This window comes from Pseudomonas sp. GXZC (genome assembly GCF_026967615.1).
GTDB classification, from domain to species: domain Bacteria; phylum Pseudomonadota; class Gammaproteobacteria; order Pseudomonadales; family Pseudomonadaceae; genus Aquipseudomonas; species Aquipseudomonas azotoformans_A.
Genome location: NZ_CP114115.1, coordinates 2,271,020 through 2,295,093, shown reverse-complemented (window position 1 = coordinate 2,295,093; position 24,074 = coordinate 2,271,020). Strand labels below are relative to the sequence as shown.

At 60.7% G+C, this 24,074-nt stretch carries 21 protein-coding genes, 4 tRNA genes and 1 pseudogene; 12 read left to right on the top strand and 14 right to left on the bottom strand.

The genetic code is table 11. The features are described 5' to 3' along the window. Positions 1–30 precede the first annotated feature (30 nt). From OZ428_RS11000 to OZ428_RS10985, 4 genes are all read right to left on the bottom strand, one after another. On the bottom strand, positions 31–810 hold the full coding sequence (locus OZ428_RS11000) for an ABC transporter permease (protein WP_010211648.1): 780 nt from the start codon (positions 808–810) through the stop codon (positions 31–33). Continuing rightward, on the bottom strand, positions 807–1,739 hold the full coding sequence (locus tag OZ428_RS10995) for an ABC transporter ATP-binding protein (RefSeq protein ID WP_010211649.1): 933 nt from the start codon (positions 1,737–1,739) through the stop codon (positions 807–809). Before OZ428_RS10995 ends, OZ428_RS11000 begins: the two co-directional genes overlap by 4 nt. 134 nt (positions 1,740–1,873) lie before the next feature. Then, positions 1,874–2,491: a glutathione S-transferase family protein gene (locus OZ428_RS10990; RefSeq protein WP_269133368.1), complete on the bottom strand. Its 618-nt coding sequence runs from the start codon at positions 2,489–2,491 to the stop codon at positions 1,874–1,876. 57 nt (positions 2,492–2,548) lie between these two features. Continuing rightward, positions 2,549–3,208: a transglutaminase-like domain-containing protein gene (locus OZ428_RS10985; RefSeq protein WP_269133367.1), complete on the bottom strand. Its 660-nt coding sequence runs from the start codon at positions 3,206–3,208 to the stop codon at positions 2,549–2,551. A 158-nt stretch (positions 3,209–3,366) separates the two neighbouring features. Between OZ428_RS10985 and OZ428_RS10980 the strand changes: the two genes are divergently transcribed. After that, complete coding sequence (locus tag OZ428_RS10980; protein WP_269133366.1) at positions 3,367–5,814, top strand: acyl-CoA dehydrogenase; 2,448 nt, start codon at positions 3,367–3,369, stop codon at positions 5,812–5,814. Positions 5,815–5,889: 75 nt separating this feature from the next. Beyond that, positions 5,890–6,297 carry a PA2817 family protein gene (locus OZ428_RS10975; protein WP_016979513.1) on the top strand — a complete coding sequence of 136 codons (408 nt, stop codon included), beginning with the start codon at positions 5,890–5,892 and terminating at the stop codon, positions 6,295–6,297. Here OZ428_RS10975 and OZ428_RS10970 read toward each other — a convergent pair whose 3' ends face one another. Continuing rightward, positions 6,298–7,242 carry a LysR family transcriptional regulator gene (locus OZ428_RS10970; protein WP_269133365.1) on the bottom strand — a complete coding sequence of 315 codons (945 nt, stop codon included), beginning with the start codon at positions 7,240–7,242 and terminating at the stop codon, positions 6,298–6,300. A gap of 89 nt (positions 7,243–7,331) precedes the next feature. Between OZ428_RS10970 and OZ428_RS10965 the strand changes: the two genes are divergently transcribed. After that, positions 7,332–7,958, top strand: a complete 627-nt coding sequence (locus OZ428_RS10965; RefSeq protein ID WP_269133364.1) for an alanyl-tRNA editing protein — start codon at positions 7,332–7,334, stop codon at positions 7,956–7,958. On the opposite strand, the gene OZ428_RS10960 is transcribed toward OZ428_RS10965, so the two are convergent. Together OZ428_RS10960 and OZ428_RS10955 are read right to left on the bottom strand one after the other, a co-directional pair. Continuing rightward, complete coding sequence (locus OZ428_RS10960; protein WP_269133363.1) at positions 7,955–9,529, bottom strand: alkaline phosphatase D family protein; 1,575 nt, start codon at positions 9,527–9,529, stop codon at positions 7,955–7,957. The genes OZ428_RS10965 and OZ428_RS10960 overlap by 4 nt on opposite strands. Further along, positions 9,526–9,684 carry a hypothetical protein gene (locus OZ428_RS10955; protein ID WP_269133362.1) on the bottom strand — a complete coding sequence of 53 codons (159 nt, stop codon included), beginning with the start codon at positions 9,682–9,684 and terminating at the stop codon, positions 9,526–9,528. The genes OZ428_RS10960 and OZ428_RS10955 overlap by 4 nt, the downstream gene beginning before the upstream one ends. A 190-nt stretch (positions 9,685–9,874) precedes the next feature. Here OZ428_RS10955 and OZ428_RS10950 point away from each other — a divergent pair, with 190 nt between their 5' ends. The 7 genes and pseudogenes from OZ428_RS10950 (at position 9,875) to OZ428_RS10920 (ending at position 17,923) form a co-directional block, all read left to right on the top strand. Beyond that, entirely contained in the window at positions 9,875–10,282 is a 408-nt protein-coding gene (locus OZ428_RS10950; RefSeq protein ID WP_061435935.1) for an ExbD/TolR family protein, read from the top strand. A 2-nt stretch (positions 10,283–10,284) separates the two neighbouring features. Then, positions 10,285–11,011, top strand: a pseudogene (locus tag OZ428_RS10945) (energy transducer TonB family protein). 24 nt (positions 11,012–11,035) lie between these two features. Then, the gene (locus tag OZ428_RS10940; protein WP_033897668.1) at positions 11,036–13,318 is read left to right on the top strand and encodes a TonB-dependent receptor; all 2,283 of its coding nucleotides are present in this window, start codon (positions 11,036–11,038) and stop codon (positions 13,316–13,318) included. 17 nt (positions 13,319–13,335) lie between these two features. Next, entirely contained in the window at positions 13,336–13,983 is a 648-nt protein-coding gene (locus tag OZ428_RS10935; protein ID WP_028615752.1) for a MotA/TolQ/ExbB proton channel family protein, read from the top strand. Between the two features lie 230 nt (positions 13,984–14,213). Further along, positions 14,214–15,431 carry a phospholipase D-like domain-containing protein gene (locus OZ428_RS10930; protein WP_269133361.1) on the top strand — a complete coding sequence of 406 codons (1,218 nt, stop codon included), beginning with the start codon at positions 14,214–14,216 and terminating at the stop codon, positions 15,429–15,431. Between the two features lie 115 nt (positions 15,432–15,546). After that, the gene (locus tag OZ428_RS10925) at positions 15,547–16,014 is read left to right on the top strand and encodes a hypothetical protein (RefSeq protein ID WP_269133360.1); all 468 of its coding nucleotides are present in this window, start codon (positions 15,547–15,549) and stop codon (positions 16,012–16,014) included. 169 nt (positions 16,015–16,183) lie between these two features. Then, complete coding sequence (locus tag OZ428_RS10920) at positions 16,184–17,923, top strand: dipeptidase (RefSeq protein WP_269133359.1); 1,740 nt, start codon at positions 16,184–16,186, stop codon at positions 17,921–17,923. 31 nt (positions 17,924–17,954) lie between these two features. Here OZ428_RS10920 and OZ428_RS10915 read toward each other — a convergent pair whose 3' ends face one another. Then, entirely contained in the window at positions 17,955–19,616 is a 1,662-nt protein-coding gene (locus OZ428_RS10915; protein WP_269133358.1) for a M24 family metallopeptidase, read from the bottom strand. 77 nt (positions 19,617–19,693) lie between these two features. On the opposite strand from OZ428_RS10915, the gene pdxR reads away from it, so the two are divergent. Beyond that, complete coding sequence (gene pdxR, locus OZ428_RS10910; protein ID WP_269133357.1) at positions 19,694–21,199, top strand: MocR-like pyridoxine biosynthesis transcription factor PdxR; 1,506 nt, start codon at positions 19,694–19,696, stop codon at positions 21,197–21,199. An 11-nt stretch (positions 21,200–21,210) separates the two neighbouring features. Here the strand turns inward: pdxR and OZ428_RS10905 are convergent, their stop codons facing one another. Together OZ428_RS10905 and OZ428_RS10900 are read right to left on the bottom strand one after the other, a co-directional pair. Continuing rightward, a complete protein-coding gene (locus OZ428_RS10905) occupies positions 21,211–21,462 on the bottom strand; it encodes a hypothetical protein (protein ID WP_016979527.1) in 252 nt (83 codons plus the stop codon). 59 nt (positions 21,463–21,521) lie between these two features. Next, positions 21,522–22,625, bottom strand: coding sequence for a polyamine ABC transporter substrate-binding protein (locus OZ428_RS10900; protein ID WP_269133356.1), 1,104 nt, complete (start codon positions 22,623–22,625; stop codon positions 21,522–21,524). A 138-nt stretch (positions 22,626–22,763) separates the two neighbouring features. Between OZ428_RS10900 and OZ428_RS10895 the strand changes: the two genes are divergently transcribed. Next, positions 22,764–23,555: a response regulator transcription factor gene (locus OZ428_RS10895; protein ID WP_269133355.1), complete on the top strand. Its 792-nt coding sequence runs from the start codon at positions 22,764–22,766 to the stop codon at positions 23,553–23,555. Between the two features lie 73 nt (positions 23,556–23,628). Here OZ428_RS10895 and OZ428_RS10890 read toward each other — a convergent pair. The 4 genes from OZ428_RS10890 to OZ428_RS10875 form a co-directional block, all read right to left on the bottom strand. Further along, positions 23,629–23,704 (bottom strand) — tRNA-Gly (locus OZ428_RS10890). Between the two features lie 3 nt (positions 23,705–23,707). Then, positions 23,708–23,783: transfer RNA gene (locus OZ428_RS10885), tRNA-Glu, on the bottom strand. 103 nt (positions 23,784–23,886) lie between these two features. Then, positions 23,887–23,962, bottom strand: a tRNA-Gly gene (locus OZ428_RS10880). Positions 23,963–23,965: 3 nt separating this feature from the next. Continuing rightward, positions 23,966–24,041, bottom strand: a tRNA-Glu gene (locus OZ428_RS10875). Between the last annotated feature and the right edge of the window lie 33 nt (positions 24,042–24,074).

The following is a 24,074-nucleotide window of genomic DNA, read 5'->3' as shown; positions in this document are numbered from 1 at the left end:
TTGAGGCCGTTTTTTATTGCGGGTCGTCGCTTACGTACGCATCCCGCGCCCACTCACCAGCAGCTTCGCGCAGCCGATGTACAGCACCACCGTCGCCACCAGCATGAAGGTGATTGCCACGCTGATCTTGATGTCCGACACCCCCAGAATGCCGTAGCGGAAGGCGTTGACCATGTGCAGCACCGGGTTGGCCAGCGACACGGTCTGCCAGAACGGCGGCAGCAAGCTGATGGAGTAGAACACCCCGCCCAGGTAGGTCAACGGCGTGAGCACGAAGGTCGGAATGATCGAAATATCATCGAAGTTGCGTGCAAACACGGCGTTGATGAAGCCCAGCAGCGAGAAGATCGTCGCCGTCAGAACCACCACCAGAATGGTGACCCCGAGGTGATGCACCTGCAGGTGGGTGAAGAACAGCGAGAGCAGGGTCACGATCACGCCCACCATCAAGCCACGCAGCACACCACCCAGGGTGTAGCCGATCAGGATGGTATGCGGCGACACCGGCGACACCATCAGTTCTTCGATGGAGCGCTGGAACTTGCTGCCGAAAAAACTGGAGACCACGTTGCCATAGGAGTTGGTGATCACCGACATCATGATCAGCCCCGGCACGATGTACTCCATGTAGGTGAAGCCACCCATGTCGCCAATCTGGCGGCCAATCAGGTTACCGAAGATCACGAAGTACAGGACCATGGTGATCGCCGGCGGCAGCAGGGTCTGCGGCCAGATCCGGGTAAAGCGCTTCACTTCGCGATAGACGATGGTTTGCAGCGCGACGAGGTTGGGTTGCAGTTCGGAACTCATACCGCCACCTTCGCCAGATTTTTCTCCACCAGGGACACGAACAACTCCTCAAGGCGATTGGTTTTGTTGCGCAGGCTCAGCACTTCGATGTTCTGGGTCGCCAACTGCGTGAACAACGCGGTGATGCCCATGGCCTTGTCCACCTGCACTTCCAGGGTATGGCTGTCCACCAGGCGACTCGGGTAACCGAGCAGCTGCGGCGGCGCCGACAGGTTGTTTTTCAGGTCGAGCAAGAAGGTTTCCACATGCAACTGGCCCAGCAGGTTACGCATGCTGGTGTTCTCGACAATGGTGCCGTGGTCGATGATGCCGATGTTGCGGCACAGCTGCTCAGCCTCTTCCAGGTAGTGGGTGGTGAGGATGATGGTGATGCCCTTCTCGTTCAGCTCGGTGAGAAAGGTCCACATCGAGCGACGCAGTTCGATGTCCACACCGGCAGTGGGCTCGTCGAGGATCAGCAAGCGCGGTTCATGCACCAATGCGCGGGCGATCATCAGGCGGCGTTTCATGCCACCGGACAGCGAACGCGAAGGCACATCGCGCTTGTCCCACAGGCCCAGTTGGGTCAGGTACTGCTCGGCGCGTTCCTTGGCGACTTTCGCCGGGATGCCGTAATAACCGGCCTGGGTCACGACGATGTCGAAGGTCTTTTCGAACTGGTTGAAGTTGAATTCCTGGGGCACCACGCCGATGGAACGCTTGAGCGCCGCCGGGGATTTGTCCAGGTCATGGCCAAAGATATTCACCGTGCCGCTGGTCTTGTTGACAAGGGTCGAGAGGATACCGATGGTGGTGGATTTGCCGGCGCCGTTGGGGCCGAGCAAGGCGAAGAAGTCACCTTCGGCAACGTCCAGATCGATACCACTCAGGGCCTGGAAACCGTTGCCGTAGGTTTTGGTTAGCTGCCGGATGGACAGAGCGGAACTCATATCGGATTACGCACCAAAGAAGGGAATAGAAAGAGTAGATGAGGGCGCAGCCCAGGTAGTTCAACGGCGGCGCATGACAAGCATGGTGCTTGCCCGCGCCGCACAAGTACAGTCACCCGTATTAATAGTGGGTATTAAGTCAACGCAGTCATGACCGCTTTGCGGTAGGCCGGACGTTGTTGCAGGCGCGCATACCAGGCCTCTAGATTGGGCATCGCAGGCCGTTCGATGGGCATTTCGAACCAGGCGTAGATAAAGCTGCCCAGGGGGATATCGCCCATGCCGATCTCGTCGCCCGACAGATACGGCTGTGTAGCCAGCGCTTCATCAACGGTCTTGAGCACATCAATACAGGCCTGGCGACCGGCGTGGATGTTGTCCCAGTTCTGTTTTTCCGCCGGGGTGCGCAGCACGCCCCAGAACACAATCTTGAACGGTTCGGCGAAAGTCGACGTGGTCCAGTCCATCCACTTTTCCGCGTTGGCGCGGGCTTTCACCTCTGTCGGATACCAACTGGACGCCTGCTTGGCACAGAGGTAGCGCACGATGGTATTGGACTCCCACAACACGAAGTCGCCGTCTTCGATCATCGGCACCCGGCCGTTGGGGTTCAATGCCCGATATTGCGGCGTGTCGACCACACCAAAAGCCCCGCCCGCATCAATTGCTTCATAGTCCAGGCCGAGTTCCTCGGCGCACCACAGTGCCTTCCTGACGTTTGATGAATTTTTACGACCCCAGATTTTCAGCATGACCGCGCCTTTCTTGTGGATGAACATGGCTGGATGAAGGCAGCAGCATACGCCGGTTCACGCGCGGCTCAAATCGCTCTGCATGTCGCCGAGTAACGGCGGCAGGTCTTCGGCAAACAGATGCGGGTAACACTGCTGGATATGGGCGAAGAAAAAGGCCTCGGGCACGTCAGGAAACTGCCCATGGTCGACCACGTATTCCATCGAACGCTGGCCTTGGCGATTGAACGCGTGGAAAACGCTGTCGTGGACGCCATCGAACTCCAGCGGCGGCACATCGAATACATCGCACAGTTGCTGGTTGAACGCAGGCGTGGCCTTGACCCAGCGATCATTCAGGTAAAGCTCGGTATAGCCGTGCATGGCGAACACATCACTCTTGAGCAGCGCGATCAGGCGCGGCGTCGACAGATGATTGCGCACATCCGCCAAGCCGATACGCGCCGGGATCCCGCAATGGCGGGCGCAGGCGGCAAGTAACGTGGCCTTGGGCACGCAATAGCTTTCGCCGGCGGCCAGGGCGAAGCTGGCACTCAATGTGTCTGGATCGCGGCTGAAGGTGTAGGGGTTATAGCGAATCGCCTCACGCACGGCGTAGTAGAGGCTGACTGCCTGGTCACTAAAATCCCTACGGGTTCCACGGTGTTTTTCGGCGAACTCCACCACCGCAGGGTGGTCACTATCGATGAAGCGGCTGGGACTCAGGTAGGTATCCATGAGCTTTATCTCCGAAGGAAGCCTGGAGTCTAACCACAGGCCTGCCGGGGAGATAACGACGAATCGGCCAAATCTCGTTACACCCTGATCACCCCGCTTGTTCGGATGCCGACTAAGCTCCCTGGTGGTTTCGCCCCTGGTTTCACGGAGGATTGAATATGCTGTTGTTGTGGATACTGGTTCTGGTGGTCGGCATTGCCTACCTCGCACACCGCCGCGTCGCGCCCCTGCCCGCCCTGGGCGTGGTTGCCGTCTACCTGCTGGCGATGGGCGCCTGGAGCCACGCACCGGGTTGGCTGCTGCTGATCTTCTGGGTGTTGATCGCCGTGGTGGCCGCGCCCCTGCTGCTGCCCGACCTGCGCCGCCAATACTTCACCAAGCCACTGTTCAGCTGGTTCCAGAAAGTCCTGCCGCCGATGTCCGAGACCGAGCGCGACGCCATCGACGCCGGCACCGTGTGGTGGGACGGCGAACTCTTCAGCGGTCGCCCGGACTGGGACAAGTTGCTGGCCTACCCCAAGGCCCAGCTGACCGAAGAAGAACAGGCGTTTATCGACGGCCCGACCGAAGAACTCTGCGCCATGGTCAGCGACTGGGAAATCGGCCAGGCCATGGACCTGCCGCCCGCGGCCTGGGAGCACATCAAGACCCATGGCTTCTTCGCCCTGATCATCCCTAAGGAATATGGCGGCAAGGGCTTCTCTGCCTACGCGCATTCCCAGGTTGCGATGAAACTCGCCACCCGCAGCGGTGACCTGGCCTCCACCGTAATGGTGCCCAATTCCCTCGGCCCCGCCGAGCTGCTGCTGCACTACGGCACCGAAGAACAACGCAACCACTACCTGCCGCGCCTGGCCCGTGGCGATGACATCCCCTGCTTCGCATTGACGGGCCCATTGGCCGGCTCCGATGCAGGCGCCATGCCCGACACCGGCGTGATCTGCAAAGGTGAATGGGAAGGCAAGGAAACCCTCGGCCTGCGACTGAACTGGGAAAAACGCTACATCACCCTCGGCCCGGTCGCGACCCTGCTCGGCTTGGCCTTCAAGGCCCATGACCCGGACCACCTGCTGGGTGAAGAAGAAGACCTGGGCATCAGCCTGGCGCTGATCCCCACCGATACCCCCGGCGTAGAAATCGGCCGTCGCCACCTGCCTCTGGGCGCCGCTTTCATGAACGGCCCCAACTCCGGCAAGGATGTATTCATCCCGCTTGAGTTCCTGATCGGCGGCCAGGAAATGCTCGGCAAGGGCTGGATGATGTTGATGAACTGCCTCTCCGTGGGCCGTTCGATCTCCTTGCCTGCGGTGGGCACTGGCGCGGCCAAGTTCACCAGCCTGGTGACCGGCCAATACGCCCAGGTGCGCGAACAATTCAATGTGCCCCTCTCGGCCTTCGAGGGCATCCAGGAAGCCTTGGCGCGTATCGGCGGCAACGCCTGGCTGATGGACAGCGCACGCATGCTCACCGCCAACGCCGTGGACCTGGGGGAAAAACCCTCGGTACTGTCGGCCATTCTCAAGTACCACCTCACCGAGCGTGGCCGCGAGTGCATCAGCCACGCCATGGACGTGCACGGCGGCAAGGGCATCATCATGGGCCCGAACAACTACCTGGGTCGCAACTGGCAAGGTGCGCCGATCTTCATCACGGTCGAAGGCGCGAACATCCTGTCGCGCAACCTGATGATCTTCGGCCAGGGCGCGATCCGCTGCCATCCGTTCGTACTCAAGGAAATGGCCCTGGCCGGTCGCGAAGACCATGACCAGGCGCTGAAGGAGTTCGACGGGCTGCTGATGCAACACATCGGTTTCGCCGTGAGCAACGCCGCCAGCACCCTGGTGCTGAACCTCGGCGTCGGTCATTTCGAGAGGGCCCCAGGCAACCGCTTGAGCCAGGGTTATTTCCGCGCACTCAACCGCCAGGCCGCCGCGTTCGCGCTGCTGGCTGACCTGAGCATGATGTTGCTGGGTGGCGAGTTGAAGCGTCGCGAACGCCTGTCGGCACGCCTGGGTGATGTATTGAGCCATATGTACCTGGCGTCGGCTGCCCTCAAGCGTTATCACGACCTGGATTCGCCGGACCATCTGGAACCCCTGTTCGCCTGGGCCATGGAAGAAAGCCTGGGCGAATCGGAGCGTGCGCTGGATGAACTGCTGAGCAACTTCCCGAACAAGGTACTGGGCTGCCTGCTGCGGGTGATCGTGTTCCCGTTCGGCCGTCGCCATACCGGGCCGTCGGATGCGCTGGATGCCGAAGTGGCTGCGGTGATCGGCCGTGCCAAGGGTGACCCGACCCTGGAAGAGTTGCTGGCCGGCTGCTATCGCCCGCAATCGGCGGAAGATCCGGTGGGCGCCTTGCAACATGCCTACGACCTGCTCGGCGCCAGCCATCCGTTGCAGAAAAAACTGCACACCGCGCTCAAAAGCGGCCAGGTCAAACCGACCGCCGGGGAGCATGCCATCGACGCGGCGTTGCACGCAGGCGTCTTGCAACCGGCCGAGGCGCAGACCCTGCGTGACGCCGAAGCGGCGCGGCGCAAGGTGATCGACGTGGATGATTTCAGCAAGGAAGAGCTGACCCAGGCCGAGGGTAAAGTCCGCTGAGTCGAGCGGTCATATAAAAACGGGCGCGAGAGGCATATACTCTCGCGCCCGTTTTTGCTTTAGAGGACTTATCTCGTGTCCAACGTCGTTGCCGATCATCTCGTCTTGCTCGACCACCTGCGCAGCATCTTGGTTGCCGTCGGCGAAGCCGAACAGGTGCCCGAGGAAAGCCATTCACTGTTCCTGGAGCGCTTCGACGAATTGCGCGCCCTGCTGCCGATCGACCCGATCGAAAGCCAGTACCTGGGCCAGGACCTGATGAGCCAGGTCATCCTGCGCTACCCGCAAATCGCCCACCTGGTGCCGCGCGACCTGCTGTGGTTCTTTGGCGGTGACTGCCTGCACTTCATGCCCGACGAAGAACTGGACCTGTACCAGGCCCTGGAAGAACGTCGCTTCGAAGCCGAACAGAACGACGAACCGTTCGACTGGAACCAGGAAAAGCAACTGCTGGCCATGCCGGTTGACCAGAGCAAGCACTGATCAGCGACCAGGAATGGGCCGACGCAATGTCGGCTCCTTCGCCATGCACGCCACCAGATAATCAATAAACACCCGCAACTTCGGCGGCAAGTAGCGCGTGGGCGAATGCAGCAACCACGCCTCGCCGTGGTAGGACGCAATAAAGTCCCACGCCGGCAACACCTGCACCAACCGCCCCTCCTCCACTGCATGGCGCGCCGTGAAATACGGCAAGCTGCCAATGCCCACATGCTGCAACACCGCATCCAGCCGAACCCCGGTGTGGTTCGCCGCATAACGCCCACGCACGGCTACCGTCACCGCCTTGCCGGCCTGGCGGAATTTCCAGCGCGAATCGCCCGGCGTTTCCCCCAAGTAAATGCAACTGTGCGCCAGCAGATCATGGGGGTGCTCCGGCGTCCCGTGTTCAGCCAAGTACTGCGGCGTCGCGCACAACAGATGCTCGATGGGCAATAACTGCCGCCCCACCAACCCCGGCGGAGGGCTGTCGGTGATACGGATACTCAGGTCGACGTTGTCATCAATCATGTCCACCTGGCGGTCCTCCAGGATCAACTGCACATCCACCTTGGGGTAACGCCGCAGGAACTCGGGCATATGCGGGTGCACCACAAACCGCCCCACCGCCTTGGGCACGCTGACCCGCACCAAACCTTCGGCTTCATGGGTGAACTGGCCGCTGATCTCCATCACCGAGCGCGCCGCGCTGACCATCTCCTGGCAGCGCTTGAAGACCTCTTCCCCGCCTTCGCTCAAGCGCAATTTGCGCGTGGTGCGTTGCAACAAGCGCGTCGCCAGGGCCTTCTCCAGGCGCGAGATACTGCGGCTCACCGAGGAAGGCGAGGCCCCCAGTTGACGGGCGGCTTCGGAGAAACTGCCGGTTTCCACCACTTTGACGAAAATCGCCATTTCGCCCAGCAGCGGCAAAGGAAGATTGATGCTCATGGTGCACAGGTCCATTGATAATTGAGCGGATTATCACCCATCTGCGCACTATTTATACTGCGCGCAGAACCCTGATGCGGATGTAGACGATGACCGAGCGCCTGTTTTTTACCCACGACCACCTGACTGCCGAGCTGGAGGTGTTGAGTTGCACCCCCCACGAGGAGCAGTTTGCAGTCATCCTGCAGTCGACGATTTTTCACCCCCAGGGCGGTGGGCAACCTTTCGATACCGGCTGGCTGGGTGAAAGCACTGTGCTGCGCGTCACCCAGGAAGCCGATCGCGTGGTGCACTACGTCGACCGGCCACTGGAGCCAGGTCTGATTACCGCGCGGGTCGATGCGCAGCGTCGTACTCTACACACCCGACTGCATTCCGCCGGGCACTTGATTGGCAACGCAGGCGAAACCCTGGGTTGGATGCCGATCAAGGCCCATCACTGGCCGAGCGAAGGCAAGATCACCTTCATCCGTGGCGCAGCGGCGCAAGCCATGGACGCCGAGGCGATCCAGCAACAGGTCAATCAATGGATCGCCGCAGACTACCCGCGCCACATGAACCTGGAAGACGGCACCCGCGAAGTCGGCTTTGGCGAATTGCCCGCGTATGCCTGCGGCGGTACCCATGTGCAGGCACTGAGCGAGCTGGGCCAGGTGACTATCCTGGCCTTGTCAGAGAAAAAGGGCGCGCTGTCCGTGCGCTACGAACTCGATTAAACCTCACTCGCCCCCGCCCGCCCCGGCTCCACCACAAACGACTTGAGAGTCGACACCGTGGCCATCGGGTCGCGGGGGTCGGTAATCACGCGCAGGTTCGTGAGCATTCTGTCCTCCCCCACCTCCACCGACACATACCCCCGCTGGCGACTGTCGAAAAACTTCACATGGGGATTGAGCGGCAACAACTTGCTGAACGCGTCAAAGGGCGGCCCATCGGAGGTCACCGAGGTACCAACGAATTCCGTGGCAACCACCCGCGAATCCGGGTTGTTGCCATCAGCATGCAAATCCGTCACCCAGAACGAGTGGATATCACCGCCCCAGAACACCGGGTTGCTGACCCGATTGCGCTCGATGGACGCCAGCATGCGTGAACGGTTGGCCGAATAACCATCCCATCCATCGGTCCAACGTCCTGGCTTGTGATTGGTCAAGTCACGCTGGGTCAACGGCGCTACCAGCAGGTCCTGGGCGATGACGTTCCACTGCGCTTTCGACTGGGCAAACCCCTGGTCCAGCCAAGCCTCTTGCTGCCAACCGAGCATGGTGCGCCCAGGGTCGCGCAAATCGTGACAGAGGTTATCGGCGATATGTCCCTGGTGGCTGCCATTCGCCGGAATGCACGGTTGTTCGGAACGGTATTGCCGACCGTCCAGCACGTGGAAACGGGCCAGTCGGCCGTAGTCCAGGCGCCGGTAAATACGCATGTCCGGCCCCTTCGGCAAGCTGCTGGCACGCAGCGGCATATGCTCGTAGTAAGCCTGGTAGGCGGCCGCACGCTGCTGCAGGAATTGCCCGATCGGAATCTTCGGGTCCTGGGACCAGCGGTTGGCGTAGTCGTTCTGCACTTCGTGATCGTCCCAGGTCGCCACGCTCGGTGCAGCGGCGTGCAGGGCCTGTAGATCCGGGTCGGTTTTGTACAGGGCATAGCGGTTGCGATAGTCGCTCAGGCTCACCGCATTGCCGCTGCCGTGGGGGCGGATGATCTTGCCCGAATCCGCCGCGTAGGAACTGTCGTAGATGTAGTCGCCGAGAAAGAACACCAGGTCGGGCTGTTCCTCTGCCAGGTGGCGATAGGCACTGAAATAGCCGCGCTCCCAGTGGGAGCACGAGACAAACCCCAGGCGCGCCGACACCATGGCATGCACCGCAGGCGCCGTGCGCGACTGCCCCACCGGGCTTTGCGCGCCCAGCCCTTCGAACTGATACCAATACGGCCGGCCCGCCTCCAACCCAGCGACTTCCACATGCACCGAATGGCCCCAGCGCTCGCTGGCCATGACTTCGCCCTGGCGCACCACGCGGGTCATCGCGGCATCGCTGGCGACCCGCCAACGCACGGGCACGGAACGGCTCAAGCCGCCCCGGCCATCCACGGCATTGAACAACGGCGCCAGGCGCGTCCAGATCACAAACCCATCGGGCAACGGGTCCCCGGAAGCCACGCCGAGCGTGAACGGATAATCCACGCCGGCACTGCGCGCAAACGGACTGAGGATCGCAAACGTGGTGGCGACGGCCAGCCCGGCAAGCACCCGACGTCGGCCATGATCAACCTCGCCACTCACAGCCGAAACTCCCAATCCTCACGCACGGTCGCGAGCACCTTCAGCACTGCGATTTTCGGGCCGTTGGCGAGGGTGCACAGCGTCTCAGCCTGGTGGTTTTCCAGTGCGCGCATTAACAGTCGCGGCGTGGATATCTGTGGCAGTTCACGGCTCATTTCCAGGGGCCCTCGATGTAAAGTTTTTGAGAATGCCCCTGGCGCATGTCAATTCTGTTACGTCACAAAAATGTCTTGAGAATCGTCTGAAAGACTTGTCCTAGAGCCCTCAAAACGTCAATTAAAGTTAACCAATCGGTCATTTTTGGTTGTTAGCGTGTCGCCCCTAATTCAATAACGGGGTAGCGGAATGAGAACCTGGGACGAACCGAAAAAACGCAAGGCGCACATCGAACTGATCCCGATGATCGACGTGATGATGTTCCTCCTGGTGTTTTTCGTACTCGTGAGCCTGAACGTGATTCCGGCCCTCGGCATGAAGACGCAACTGCCCAGCGCCAGCAGTTCGCAGCAGCTCAAACCACAGAACAAATTCATCCTGACACTGGGCCTGGAAGGCCAACTGCAACTGGATGGCAAGGACCTCACGGTCGACGCGTTGGTGCCGGCGCTGAAAGCAGCGCAAAAGCCTGACACCAAGTCGACCATCATCGTCAACAGCGACAAAGGCGTAGAAGTTTCGCGCCTGGTGGAGGTGATGGACACCCTGCGTCTGGGTGGCTTTACCTCCGTGTCCATTGCCACGCGTAAGTCCTGATCATGTACGTATTGTTTCGTGCGCGTCAGCTGCTGGGCAGTGTCCCGGCCCTGATCGCCCTGGTGCTGATTGCACTGGGTATCCAGTCCCAGACCTTGAAGGTCGAGCCGGTGTACGACGAGTCGGCGGTCGAGTTGGCGTTGGTCGAGCCGGAGCCAGAAGTGATCCCCGAGCCGGTGGTGGAACAAGAGCCGCCACCGCCGGTGATTGAGGATGAAGAGGCCGAACCCGCCCCGCCACCGCCGCCGCCAAAACCGCTGCCAAAACCCAAGCCTGAGCCCAAGCCAAAACCTGTGCCCAAGCCCGTGGTCGCCAAGCCAACGCCCACCCCGCCCCCCACCGGTCGCCGCCAAACCGGCACCGGCGCCCGTGGCCCAGGCCGCGCCGACACCCGCGCCGCCAGCACCGCCAAAGGTCGACGGCCAAGCGCTGGAAGGCGGTTACCTCAAGGGTTTGCGCAACGAGCTGGATACCTACAAGCAGTACCCCACCGGACGCCAGGCCTCCCTCGAACGCCCCACCGGCGAAGTGGTGGTCTGGTTGCTGGTCGATCGCCAGGGTCGGGTTCTCGACTCCGGTTTGCAGACCCAGGCCTCGAGCATGTTGCTCAACCGGGCCGCCACCAACAGCTTGCGTCGTATCAAGCAAGTCAAGCCGTTCCCCGAGCAAGCCTTCGGGGGCCGCAATGAGCAGCGCTTCACCGCCACCTTCAACTACAGCGTGCAATAAGCACCCGACACTAGGACGACAGAGATGAGGTTCACACGGATTCATCTGGCACTCGTTGCCGCAAGCATGGGCCATGGAATGGTCATGGCCGACACCAGCAACAGCGACGTCGGGACTATTGGGGTTCAGGGCAAGGCCACGGCAGGTGGCGGCTACATGGTGCAGGAAGAAAGCATCAAGGGCCGCTCCACCGTGACCAAGGAAGCGCTGGATAAACAGACCGCCACCGGCAACGCCGTGGACAAGCTCAAGTACACGCCGGGCTTGAACATTTCCAGCGAAGACAACACCGGCCTGTCCGGCTTTCGCTTCACTATGCGCGGGCTCAACTCCGACCAGGTGGGGATGTCGGTGGACGGCATGCCGATCAACGACTCCGGCAACTACGCGCTGTACTCCAACCTGCTGGGCGACCCGGAAAACATCGAGCAGATCTTCGTCACCCAGGGCTCTTCGGAGGCCGACGGCCCGCACATCGGCTCCAGCGGCGGCAACATCGGCATCGTGACCATTCGCCCGACCAAGGAAACCGGGGCGTTCGTCAAACAGGTGATGGGCAGCAACGCCACGCGCAAGACCTTTGCTCGCCTCAACACCGGCGAGATCAATGGCCTGAGCAACTGGTTGTCGGCCTCCCACACCGAAGGCCAGATGTGGCGCGGTTCGGGCGCCGTGCGCGCGGACAAGGTCGAATGGAACAGCTTCTTCGACGCCGGCGATGGCAACACCGCCAACCTGATCCTCAAGTACCACGAGCAGGACAACAACAGCTACAGCCAGCTGACCAAGGCCCAGTACCAGCAGAACGGTCGCAAGTACGACCCCTACCCGGCCACACCGACCGTGGGCAGCAACGGCAAGTACAACAGCTACTACGCCCTGGCGCAGAACCCGTTCCAGACCTTCACCGCCGTGCTCAACACCCAGTTCAAACTGGCAGACAACCTCGCGCTGTCGGTGATCCCGTATTACTACTGGGGTAACGGCAGCGGTGTCGGTTCGTCCAGCTATGCGCTGAACCGCGGCTCCAACCAAGGCGGCGTGTTCGACCTGGGCAACCTGCCAACCGGCGCCCAATACAACGCCGACGGCACCCCGAACAACGGCGTTTACTACCGCCCTTCGCGCACCCAGACCTGGCGTCCGGGCATCACCACCAAACTGAACTGGGACCTGGGCGATCACAGCCTGCAAGTCGGCTACTGGTACGAGCGCGCCCGTCAAAGCCAGACCCAGCCGTTTATTCCGCTCAAGGCCAGTGGCAAGCCCGTCGACACTTGGCCGGACTCCAACGACGCGGTGGTCGATGCCAACGGCAACACCGTCCAGGGTCGCGACCGCTTCACCATCACCCCGGCGCAGAAGGTCTGGGCTCAGGACACCTGGTACATCAACTCGGACTGGACCCTGATCGCCGGCCTGGCCTACATGAACGTCAAGCGTGACGGCACCAACCACGGCAGCCTCACCGAGCAGCCGGAAAAACGTAACCAGACCTACAACAAGCTGCTGCCCAACGCCGGCCTGAAATACCAGCTGGATGAACGCGATCAGTTGTTCTACAGCCTGTCGCGCAACATGCGCATCCCGCAGAACTATGTGCTGTACGACAAGGGCGTGGGTTCCATCGACTCCAAGCCGGAAACCAGCTGGAACCACGAGTTGGGCTGGCGCTACACCGATGAAGACATGACCGTGGCCGCCACCTTGTTCTACATGCAATTCAAGGATCGCCAAGTGTCGTCGCGGGATATCAACGGCGACTTCGCCGACATCAACGCCGGCTCCGTCAACAACAGCGGCCTGGAGCTGGAGTGGAGCGGCCTGCTGCCCAATCACTTCAACTACTACACCTCCTACACCTACACCAAGGCCGAGCAGCAAGACGACCTGACCGTGTACAACGCCGGCAAAGCCATCCTGTTGCCGACCAGCGGCAAGCAGTTCGCCAACGTGCCGAAAAACATGCTGGCCGCCAACATCGGCTACGACGACGGCCGCTTCTACGGCACCTTCGGCGGCAAGTACACCAGCAAGCTCTACGGCGACCTGACCAATGACGAAGCCATCTCCGGCCGCACCGTGTTCAACGCCGGCGCGGGTATCTACCTGCCGGTGGACAAGAAGGTGGTCAAGGACGCGACCCTGCGCCTGAACGTCGACAACCTGTTCGACAAGAAATACCTGGACGGCGTGTACACCACCAAGACCAACGCGGCCAGCTACAGCGGTTTCCGCGACGGCGACCCGGCCTACATCGTCGGCCTGGAACGTACCGTGACGGTCTCCCTGGAAGCCAACTTCTAATTGCGAGGTAAATGAACATGGACATGAACCTGCTCCACGACATCACCTTTTATGTGATGTATGCCGCGATGGCCATCGCGATCTTTATCACCATCGAGCGCGGGATTTACTTCGCGTATGTACGCCGCCAAGCCCGCGCGCTGACCGAGGTGCTGGGCGCCAATGTGCACAGCGAACGCGACCTGCCGGAAAGCCTGACCCGCCGTGACAGCCTGCCGCTGAGCATGGTATTGCCAGTGCTTGCACAGAAAGCCTCACAAGGTTCGCGCAAGGACCTGGATGACGTGATCGAAACCCAGTACCTGACCACCCGTGCACCCCTGGCCCGCAGCCTGTGGATTATCGAAACCATCACCACCGCCGCGCCGCTGTTGGGTTTGCTGGGCACCATCCTCGGCATCATCGACACCTTCAAGGCGCTGGCCACGGCGGGCGTGTCCGACCCAGGGCAGATTTCCGGTGGTATCGGTACGGCCTTGTTCGCCACCGGCCTGGGGATCGCCATCGCGCTGTTCTGCGTGGTGTTCCACAACTTCTTCCAGGACAGCCTGGAGCGCATCAACGACCAGCTGAAAATCCTGCTGATCCGCGCCGCCACCGGCGCCCGCGTGCAGAGTGAAGTACCGCACCTGGTGCCGACGCCGCTGCACAGCCGCACGGCGTAAACGCAACAGCGGGAGAAGCCGATCCGTTAAGGGCAAACGCTGTACCTGTGGCGAGGGAGCTTGCTCCCGTTGGGCCGCGAAGCGGCCCCAGCTCTATGTTTGAACAGACTGGGACTGCTGCGCAGTCCAACGGGAGCAAGCTCCCTCGCCACAGGTTACTTTTTACCCTCAGCTGTTTAACTGGCTGGCACTACGCAATGCGCCCGCTTTCTTTTGTGATGGGAATTCCTATGTCCATTTCCTTGAAATTGCGCATCGCAGGCCTGGCAGGCTTGCTCATGAGTCCGCTGGCCCAGGCGGACTTTTCGATTCCGGGGTTTGAATTGGTGCACACCGTGCCGGTGGACACCGCCCTCGGCACCGACGACTTGCGCCAGCCCGGCCCAGTGTGGAGCGAGCTGTTTGACGGTGCAAAAAGCAGCATCGACATTGGCCAGTTCTACGCCGCCGATCACCCAGGCTCGGTGATGGACCGCGTGATCGAACGCCTGGAAGCCGCCGGTAAACGCGGTGTGAAGATTCGTTTTCTGCTGGAAGAAAAAGGCATCCGGTTGTCCGAAGCGTCCACCCTGGAACGCCTGCGGAAAATCCCCAACCTGACCTTTCGCGTGCTGCCCTACGCGCGGGTAAGCGGCGGAATCATCCACGCCAAATACCTGGTGGTGGATGGCAAGCAGGCGTTTGTCGGCAGCCAGAATTTTGATTGGCGTTCGCTGGAACATATCCACGAAACCGGGCTGCGTATCACCGACCCGACCGTGGTGAGCCAGGTGCAGGCGATCTTCGAGCAAGACTGGAAAGCCCAGCAGGCCGTGGCCAACAACCAACCCGTTCCGCTGCCTGCCTCCAGCAAAGAGCCGCCACGCACCGGCAACTACCTGGTCGCCAGCCCGCAACGCTACAACCCGCCAGGCGTGGGCGATTCACAGCTGGAACTGCCGCGTTTACTCAGCGAAGCCAAACACGAAGTGCGCGTGCAACTGCTCGACTATGCGCCACTGTCCTACGGACCGGACAAGACCCGTCCGTACTACGCAGTGATCGACAATGCCGTGCGTGCGGCGGCAGCACGTGGGGTGTCGATCAAGCTGATGGTGTCCAACTGGAACACCGACAGGCTGGAGTTGCCCTACCTCAAAAGCCTCGCCGTGCTGCCCAACGTGCACATCAAGATCGTCACCCTGCCCGAGGCCAAGCAAGGCTTTATCCCGTATGCACGGGTAATCCACAGCAAGACCATGGAAATCGACGGCCAGGTTGCGTGGATCGGCACCAGCAACTGGCTGGGCGGGTATCTGGATAATTCGCGCAATCTGGAAGTGGTGATGCGCAGCGAAGCGATGGCCAAGCGGATCGGGGATTTGCACGAGCAGTTGTGGGAGGGGCCGTATGCCAAGACGCTGGATGTGACGGCGGAGTACGCGGCGCCGCACCCGGGATCTTTGTAATAAAAAGTCAGCCTACGGGCATTTGAATTCCAAGGATTGGCAGCTAGCCTTTTCAGGCTCCGGACGCAGCTTTAGCGGTGCTGCGACCGGCGCCCACTCACAGGAGAGTACAGCCATGAAAACCGCTACCCTTCGCACCTTGTGCACACTGCTTCTGATTATTCCCCTCAGCGGCTGCGTCAACTACCCGTCAACCGTCACTCTGGTCACCTTTGCCGATGGTACTCGGGGCGTCAAGACACCCGTGGATACGGGGGCACCGGGGCCTTCCCAGGGGGACCTGTTTGTCTTCGCTCAACCCTTGATGGACCAAGGCCGCCAGGATATCGGCAGCAACAACGGCTTTTGTGTCACCACGCTGCCAGGTGTTCACAGCCAATGCCAGTGGACGTTGATTTTCGTGGATGCCGCTGGACAGACCACAGGCACCCTTGTCGTCGGCGGACAGGAGTACGAAGCCGGCCAATCCACCGTCGCTGTCCTGGGCGGTACCGGTACCTATACAGGCTTCACCGGGCAAATGACTTCCGACCCTATGCCGGACGGTACATTCAAGCAAACCTTGTACCTGGCGCCTCGCTGAACCTGCAAAAACGCCGCTCATCCAGGGGCGGCGTTTTCTTATTGAAGTAGGACATTTCACTCACCTGCATCTCCCCTCCCGCTCCATCACAGTGGTAGTGTGTGGAAATGTTTCTGACAGTTCGATCAGAAACTTCCCACTTATTACCTGCAAAGGAATGCCTTTCTCCATGCACTTTCCACTCAAGCAATTGGCGGCTGCCACCCTGTTCGCGGCGAGCCTTTCGGCCATCACCAGCCCCGCTTTCGCCAACATCACCCCGGACCAAAGCACGGCAATTCTGAAGCATTTCAACGAAACGTCCGTCACCGATTTCCGTGGTTTCCTCGGCGCCCTGGCCAAGGGCGACCTAGGTAAGACCAGCGATGTAGGCCCGGCGATCAGTGCGTTTCTTGATAACAAAACCTTGAGCGCGGATCAGCAGAACGAGATCAATCGCCTGCTCGGTATCTACACGCGAGTGAAGTACGGCAAGGCCGCCACCGAAACCCTGCGTGAGCTGGTAGAAATCCCGACGTTCAATGTGGACGGTTTGCCGCAGTACAAGAACCCGGAGTTCATCAAGATTGCCGGCAAGATCGAGGCACTGGCCAAGGCCTTTAACCTGACGTTCCGCAATATCGACAACCGCGTGTACGAAATCTCCCTGGAAGGCAGTGGTGATGAAGTGGTCGGTATCCACGCCCACGCCGACGTGGTGCCCGTGACGCCGGAAAACTGGGTACTGAAGGACGGCACCAAGCTCGACCCGTTCAAAGTCACGCTGATCGGCGACCGCATGTACGGGCGTGGCACCGAGGATGACAAAAACGGCATCGTCGTGGCGATGTATGCCATGAAGGTGATCAAGGAAGAGAAGCTGCCGCTGGCACGCAATTTCAAACTGCTGGTGGACACCACCGAAGAAACCTCCGGCGACGCGATTCCCTACTACTTCGAAAAGAACCCGACACCGCAGTACAACCTGGCGCTGGATGGCGGTTACCCGGTGGTGATTGCCGAGAAAGGCTACGGCACGGTGATGGCCACCTTCCCGCGTCGCAAGGGTGAAGGCAAAGGCGCGGAAATCATCTCGATGACCGGCGGCATGGCGACCAACCAGATTCCCTCGGCGTCAGTGGCGACTTTTGTCAGCGACAAACCTGCCGAGTTGGCGGCCAGCCTGCAAAAGGCAGGTACTGAATACGCCAAGAACAACGGTGGCGATTTTGAAGTGGCCGCCAAGGTCGACGGCAAAGACGTCAAGCTGACCGTCACCGGCGTATCCGCGCACTCGTCCGAGCCGGAATCCGGGGTCAACCCGGTGGCGCGCATGCTGGAGTTGATCCACAGCGTCGATGGCAAGATCGCCCTCAAGCACAACCACATCACCGATGCTGCACGTTATGCGTCCGACAACTGGGGCCTGGATTACCTCGGCGGCAAGTTGGGCGTGGGCTTCTCTGATGAGTTCATGGGGCCGCTGACCACTTCTCTGACCTTTGTCGGCCTGGATGACAAGGCCTTCAAGCTGGCCGTGAACCTGCGCGTGCCAAAGGGCAAGTCACCGGAAAAACTCAAAGCCGAGATCGCCGACAAACTGAGCGCCTGGGACAAGAAAACCCAGGTCAAGGTGGGCTTCACCTACTCGGTGGCCGAGCCGATGTACCGCAACCCTGAAGGTGAGTGGGTCAAGGCCCTGTTGGCGGTGGCCAGCGAAAACCTGGGCATGGAACATAAGTTCGGCACGTCGGCCGGCGCGACCTCCGTGCATGAACTGCCCAACGGCGTGCAATTCGGCCTGGCACGCCCGGAAGTGAAGTACACCGGGCACACCGACAACGAGTTCAAGACCGTCGACCAGTTCCTGCTGGACCTGCAGATCGTCACCGAAATGATGGGCCGTATCGGCCAACTGCCCAAGCTCTGATAAACAGCAGCCCGCCGCAACGGCGGGCTTTTCAGGCTTGCAGCATCAGCATATCTTCGAAAAAACCACCGACCGGTTCCGTGGGATGGCACAGCTGGATTTCCAGGACCCAGGCCATTTCACTCGGTGGGATTTCCAGGTCCGCCAGCACCTTGCTCTCGAACAACGCGTGGGGGAAATCCGCAAGGCGGTGCCCTGCGAGGTTACGCGCCAGCCTCCAGCCTTTTGCCAGGGCGCTCTGCTCGGCAAAGTCGTAAAGTTCGCGGCCAGTGAGGCCCTGTAGCCAGGCGTCGCGGGTTTCGTCGAACACCTCATGCAGTGCGGTCCTGCACGCCAGGTGCAGCGGCGCGTCACCGAACACAAAAGTGTCACCATAGTCGCCCTCGTAACCGTCCCACACGGGGCCCAGATCGACCACGACAATGTCGCAGGCGCGCAGCCTGCGCTGGCGGTCAATGCCTTCGCGGGGCGGGCGGACCGTGTCGTCGCCAAAACGGATGTAGGTCGGGTGCCAGGTGTGGGAAGCGCCCATCGCTTGCAGTTGGTCGGCGGCCATGTCGAGGGCTTCGCCGGTGGTCATGCCCACTTGTAGTCGGCTAGCAATTGCCGCCAGGGCACGGATGGACTGATCGCGCGCGGCCAACATGCCGTCCAGAGAATAACGTGGGCCGACTTTCTCCCAGACCGGGTGCAACGCCTTGGGCGCCGTGCCGGCACTCGACCGGCCACTGGGCACAAAGGCTTCCGCGACGAATCGATGGCCGGGCAAGCCGGCGTCCAGACACGCCGTGCGCACCTGGCTGATCATGGCGCCATTACCGCAGGCATACACCTGGGCGGCTGCCCAGTCATGCCCATGGCTCAAGGCTACTTCCTGCACCCGCCCTTGGGAAACCAACACAGGGTGCCAGTGAAAGCGTGGGTGATCGATGACCGACTGGTCCAGGAACGTGCGGTCATAGAAATCTGCCGGTTGCCCGCCGCCCCAGTACAAGGTCACGTCAACATCACGCGTCAGGGCGGTCAGCAGGATGGGCTTGATACCCGCGTAGCCGGTGCCCGTGGCGAACAGGACGACGGAAGCCTCGTCATTATCCTGCCAGGTACAGGCGCCAAACGCTCCTTCCAGTTGCAACAGATCGCCAGCCTCCAGGTCGGCCAGCAACGTTTCGGAAAACAGCCCGCCACTCACCTGGCGAATCTGAAAAACCAGCCGCCCATCGTCGTCGGCCGGCAGGTTGGCGATCGAGAAGCACCGCGAGTCACCGTCGACCAGGCGGAACTTGAGGTACTGGCCCGCCCGCACTGCCAGCGGCCTGTCCGGCATCAGCACCAGCTCAATGATGTCGGGGCTCAGTGCGCGTTTGCTCACGACCTGCGCCTCGACCACCAACGCGGGCGTGTCCAGCGACCAGCCGGGGATTTCCAGGCGCATGTCGCCGCAGGCGTGGCTCTGGCACAACAGCATTTCATTGGCGGCCAACGGATAGCACGGCGCGGGTGCGTCCGGCGCCAGCTGTTTGGCCCGGTACGCCCCTTCCGCGACCACCACCTTGCAGGAGCCACAGGCACCGCGTCGGCAAGAAAACGGCACGGACAGGCCGTTGGCGAGCATTGCATCCAGCAACAGTTCATCACCGGCCTCAAAGGTTTTCCCCGAGGGGGAGAGTTCGATGACATGACGTGTATTCATAACAACCTCGGGGTGAGTGAGCCGTGATTGTTGCGCTAGACTAGGCCCATTAAAACCTCCAGTTTTGGATACTTCAGATGGTCCAGATGCGAAAATGGCGACCGCTGCTCAAGCTCAATGACAGTGCAAGCCAGGCGTCCTATCGCAAGATTGCCGAAGGCCTGGTGACCGCGATCGTTGAAGGGCGATTGCTGCCAGGCACACTGTTGCCGGGTACTCGGGAAATGGCGCAGTTGCTCGACGTCAACCGCAAGACCGTGATCCTGGCCTACGAAGAGGCCATGACCAAGGGCTGGCTGGTCAGCGAGCCGCGCCGGGGGACCTTCGTCAATGCGCAGTTGACGGCCAAGCAACTGCCGAGCCGCGCGCAGGTGCCCTTCGCGCCGCCCATCCTGGCGCAGACAGCCGCGCCCTATTTCGCCCAGAACGCCCAGGTGACGGCGCTGAACCATCGGCATGACGCGCTGTTTTTCGACAACGGCACCAGCGACCACCGCCTGCTGCCCCAAGCTGTGCTGCACCGCTACTACCGCAATGCCCTGCGCAGCAGCTTTGCGTCCAACACCCTGCGCTACGGCAGCGAGGGCACCGGCTATCATCTGCGCTGCGCGCTGGCCGAGATGCTGCGAAACAACCGTGGGTTGACGGTCGGCGCCGAAAACATCTGCCTGACCCAAGGCACCCAGATGTCGCTGTACCTGACCGCCAGCCTGTTGCTCACACCCGGCGACGTGGTGCTGGTGGAGCGCCTGAGTTACCCACCAGCGTGGGAAATTTTCCGCAGGTTGGGTGCGCAACTGGTCACGGTGGACATCGACGAAGAAGGCTGTCGCACGGACCAGATCGATCGCCTGTGCCGCGAACACAAGGTGCGGATGATCTATCTCACGCCACACCATCAGTTCCCCACCACCGTGAGCCTGCACGCGGCGCGGCGGCAGCAGTTGCTGGCATTGGCGGCACTGCATGATTTCTGCATCATCGAAGAAGATTACGACCACGAATTTCACTTCAGCGGGCGCCCCTACCTGCCCCTGGCCAGTGATCGCGCGCAGCGGCATGTGATTTATGTTGGCTCATTATCCAAGGCTCTCGGCTCGACGTTCCGCTGCAGTTATGTGGTGGCTCCTGCGCAGGTGGTCGAAGCCCTGCATAGCAACGCCGCACTGATGCTGGGCGATGCCGACGCGGTCGCGCAGAAGATGCTTGCCAACCTGATCAACGACGGCGAACTCAAGAAGCACCTGCGCCGCGTGTCGAAGGAATACCGCGCCCGCCGTGAAACCTTGCAAGGCTGCCTGCATGCGGCGTTCGGTGAGCGGATCCAGGTGCGCGAGCCCGAAGGTGGTCTGGCGCTGTGGGTGCGTTTCGACGATGCATCCGACGTCGACCAGACGGTGAACGCAGCCCTTGATCATGGGCTGGTCGTACGCAGTGGCCGGCAGTTCTCGCCGATGGACCAGGCAGAAAATGCGCTGCGCCTGGGCTTCGCCTCGCTGAATCAGGAAGAGATCCGCGAGGCCACATTACGTCTGGCCAAAGCGGTGAGCCCGCGCGCACAAAAAAATGCCGATCATCGCTGATCGGCATTCGGTTAGAGCGGCAGCAGGAAGCGTGATCGCTCCTCGGTCCGGGCAAGCTCCGGGAACTCCAGCAGCAGCGCCCGGTTGCCCCGGCCGATATGCTCCATCACCGCCCGCGTAATGTACTCACGCACCATGCCCGTCGAGACGTAATACATGGCCCAGGCTTGTTCGGGCGTACAGTGGCCGATCTGTTCCTCGATGTCCTTGTACGCCTTGTCATCGTCCGACTTCACGTCGCGCTGATATTCGGCTTGGCCCATGATTGTTCTCCTTCACTGGCACGTCTGCAGCAGCCCGACCCGCCTATTCATTCACCCGATCAGGTGCCGCTCTTCACCTTGGTCCACACCCGCGTGCGGATTCGCTCCAATTTCAAGGGCAGCGGCTCCAGGGGAACCAAGGTGGCGATCGTCTCTTTGGACGGATAAATCCAGGGGTTGTCGCGCAACTTCTGCTCGACCAACACGGTGGCGTCCTTGTTGGCGTTGGGGTACAGCGTGTGGTTGGAACTCTTGGCGATCACTTGCGGGTCGAGCATGTAGTTGATGAACGCCAGACCCTGCTTGGCATGCGGCGCATCCTTGAGCAGCACAAAGTTTTCCGACCACACCAACCCGCCCTCACGCGGCAGGCTGTAGGCAATCTTGCGGCCGGTGTTGTTTTTCTCATTGATGGCCTGCGCCGTCAGCGCCCCACTTGCCCAGCCGACCACCACACAAATATTGCCGTCGGCAAAGTCAGCGTCGGTCCTGGAAGAGTCGAAGTAGAGGACGTAAGGGCGGATCTTCAGCAGCAGCGCCTGGGCTTTCTGGTAATCCTCAGGGTTCTGGCTGTTGCTTGGCAGGCCGAGGTAATGCAAGGCAATCGAGATGATTTCGCTCGGCGAGTCGAGCATCGCCACGCCACACGACTTGAGCTTGCTGATGTTCTCTTCCTTGAAGATCAGGTCCCAACTGTCCACCGGGGCATCGTCACCCAGGGCGGCCTTGACCTTATCCACGTCGTAACCAATGCCGGTGGTGCCCCACAAATACGGCACGGCATAGCGGTTACCCGGATCGTTGGCGGACAGCAGCGCCAGCATTTCCGGATCGATGTGCGAGAAATTACTCAGTTGGGAGCGGTCCAGCGGTGCCAGCACACCGGCCTGGATCAGGCTGGGCAAGACATTCGAGGTGGCGACGACAACGTCATACCCGGTGCGCCCGGCCATGACCTTGCTCTGCATGATCTCGGCACTGTCGAAGGCATCCAGGTGCATCCGGGTACCGGTTTTCTGCTCAAATTCCTTGGGGGTTTCCGGCGCGATCAGCCCGAACCAGTTATACAGGTTGACCCGTGGCTCGGCCGCCGAGACCGGCGCACTGGCACACGCAGAGACCAGCGCAGCCATAAAAATGGCGCGCAAATAGGGTTGACTCATCTCGCTATCCTTGTCAAAACGACAGGCCATCATGGCCTGCATCCACTGGTGGGTGAATATACGCGGCACGTCCGATTAGTAAATACCCAGAAGTACTTAGCCCAGCCCCATGAATGCCTAACCCTAAAGGGGTAGTAAATGTCGCTCGACCTTCACAACCTGGCGTGGCATCGGTCCGCCGGAACGCTGATCATGCAGCTGAACCGCCCGGCGTTCTGGAGCTCGCTGGTTCGCGTGCTAAAGGAATATGTCCAGATCGACAATTGGGTTGTGCTGATCTTCAGCGACCAACAGGTGCGGGTCATCAGCCTGACCGAAGTCGCCGATGCGGACGAAGTGGACGCCCTGACCCAGCGCTATGTAAAAGGGCTGTACCTGCTGGACCCCTTTTACATCGCCAACCGGGAAAACCCGCAGAGTGGTTTTTTCCATCTGTCCGACATCGCGCCGGAGCATTTCCTGACCACCGAGTATTACCACCAGTACTTCGCCCAGTACGTCAGCGTGGACGAGGTGCAGTACAACGTGCAGCTCGACGCCGACCGAACGCTGTGCATTTCATTTGGCAGCAACGTGCGTTACAGCCCGCAGCAGATCACCACGCTGGACATGATCAAACCGTGGGTGATGGCATTGATGCATCAACGCATGTGCTTTGAGAATGATGCGGAAAAAAGCCAGGCCGAGCCGCCGCCATGGTCTGAGGCGATCATGCAACTTGGCGCACAAATCACTGCGCGCGAAAAAGATGTGCTGCGGTTGCTGTTGAGCGGTTTTTCCAACAAAGAGATCGCCGGCAAGCTGAACCTGTCCACAGAGACCATCAAAGTTCATCGTCGCAACCTTTACAACAAGCTGAGCATCAAGTCTCAGTCCGAGTTGTTTGCACGGTTTTTCATGCCTGGGCAGGAAACGACGCCTGCGCATTGAACGCCAGCGTCCTCTCACAAATCACGCACAAACAAAAACGCCGATCATTGCTGATCGGCGTTTTTGTTGAATATGGAGCGGGAAACGAGACTCGAACTCGCGACCCCGACCTTGGCAAGGTCGTGCTCTACCAACTGAGCTATTCCCGCAAATGGCGTCCCCTAGGGGACTCGAACCCCTGTTACCGCCGTGAAAGGGCGGTGTCCTAGGCCACTAGACGAAGGGGACACGCTACTGAAACACAGTGTATGTATTTCAGTGCCCAGAGGTTAGATCCGAAGATCATGCCCTGGTTTCACTCAGTGCCGCCCGAAGGCCACACTGCTTAAATTGGAGCGGGAAACGAGACTCGAACTCGCGACCCCGACCTTGGCAAGGTCGTGCTCTACCAACTGAGCTATTCCCGCAAATGGCGTCCCCTAGGGGACTCGAACCCCTGTTACCGCCGTGAAAGGGCGGTGTCCTAGGCCACTAGACGAAGGGGACACACAACTGAAACACATGGTGTGTATTTCAGTG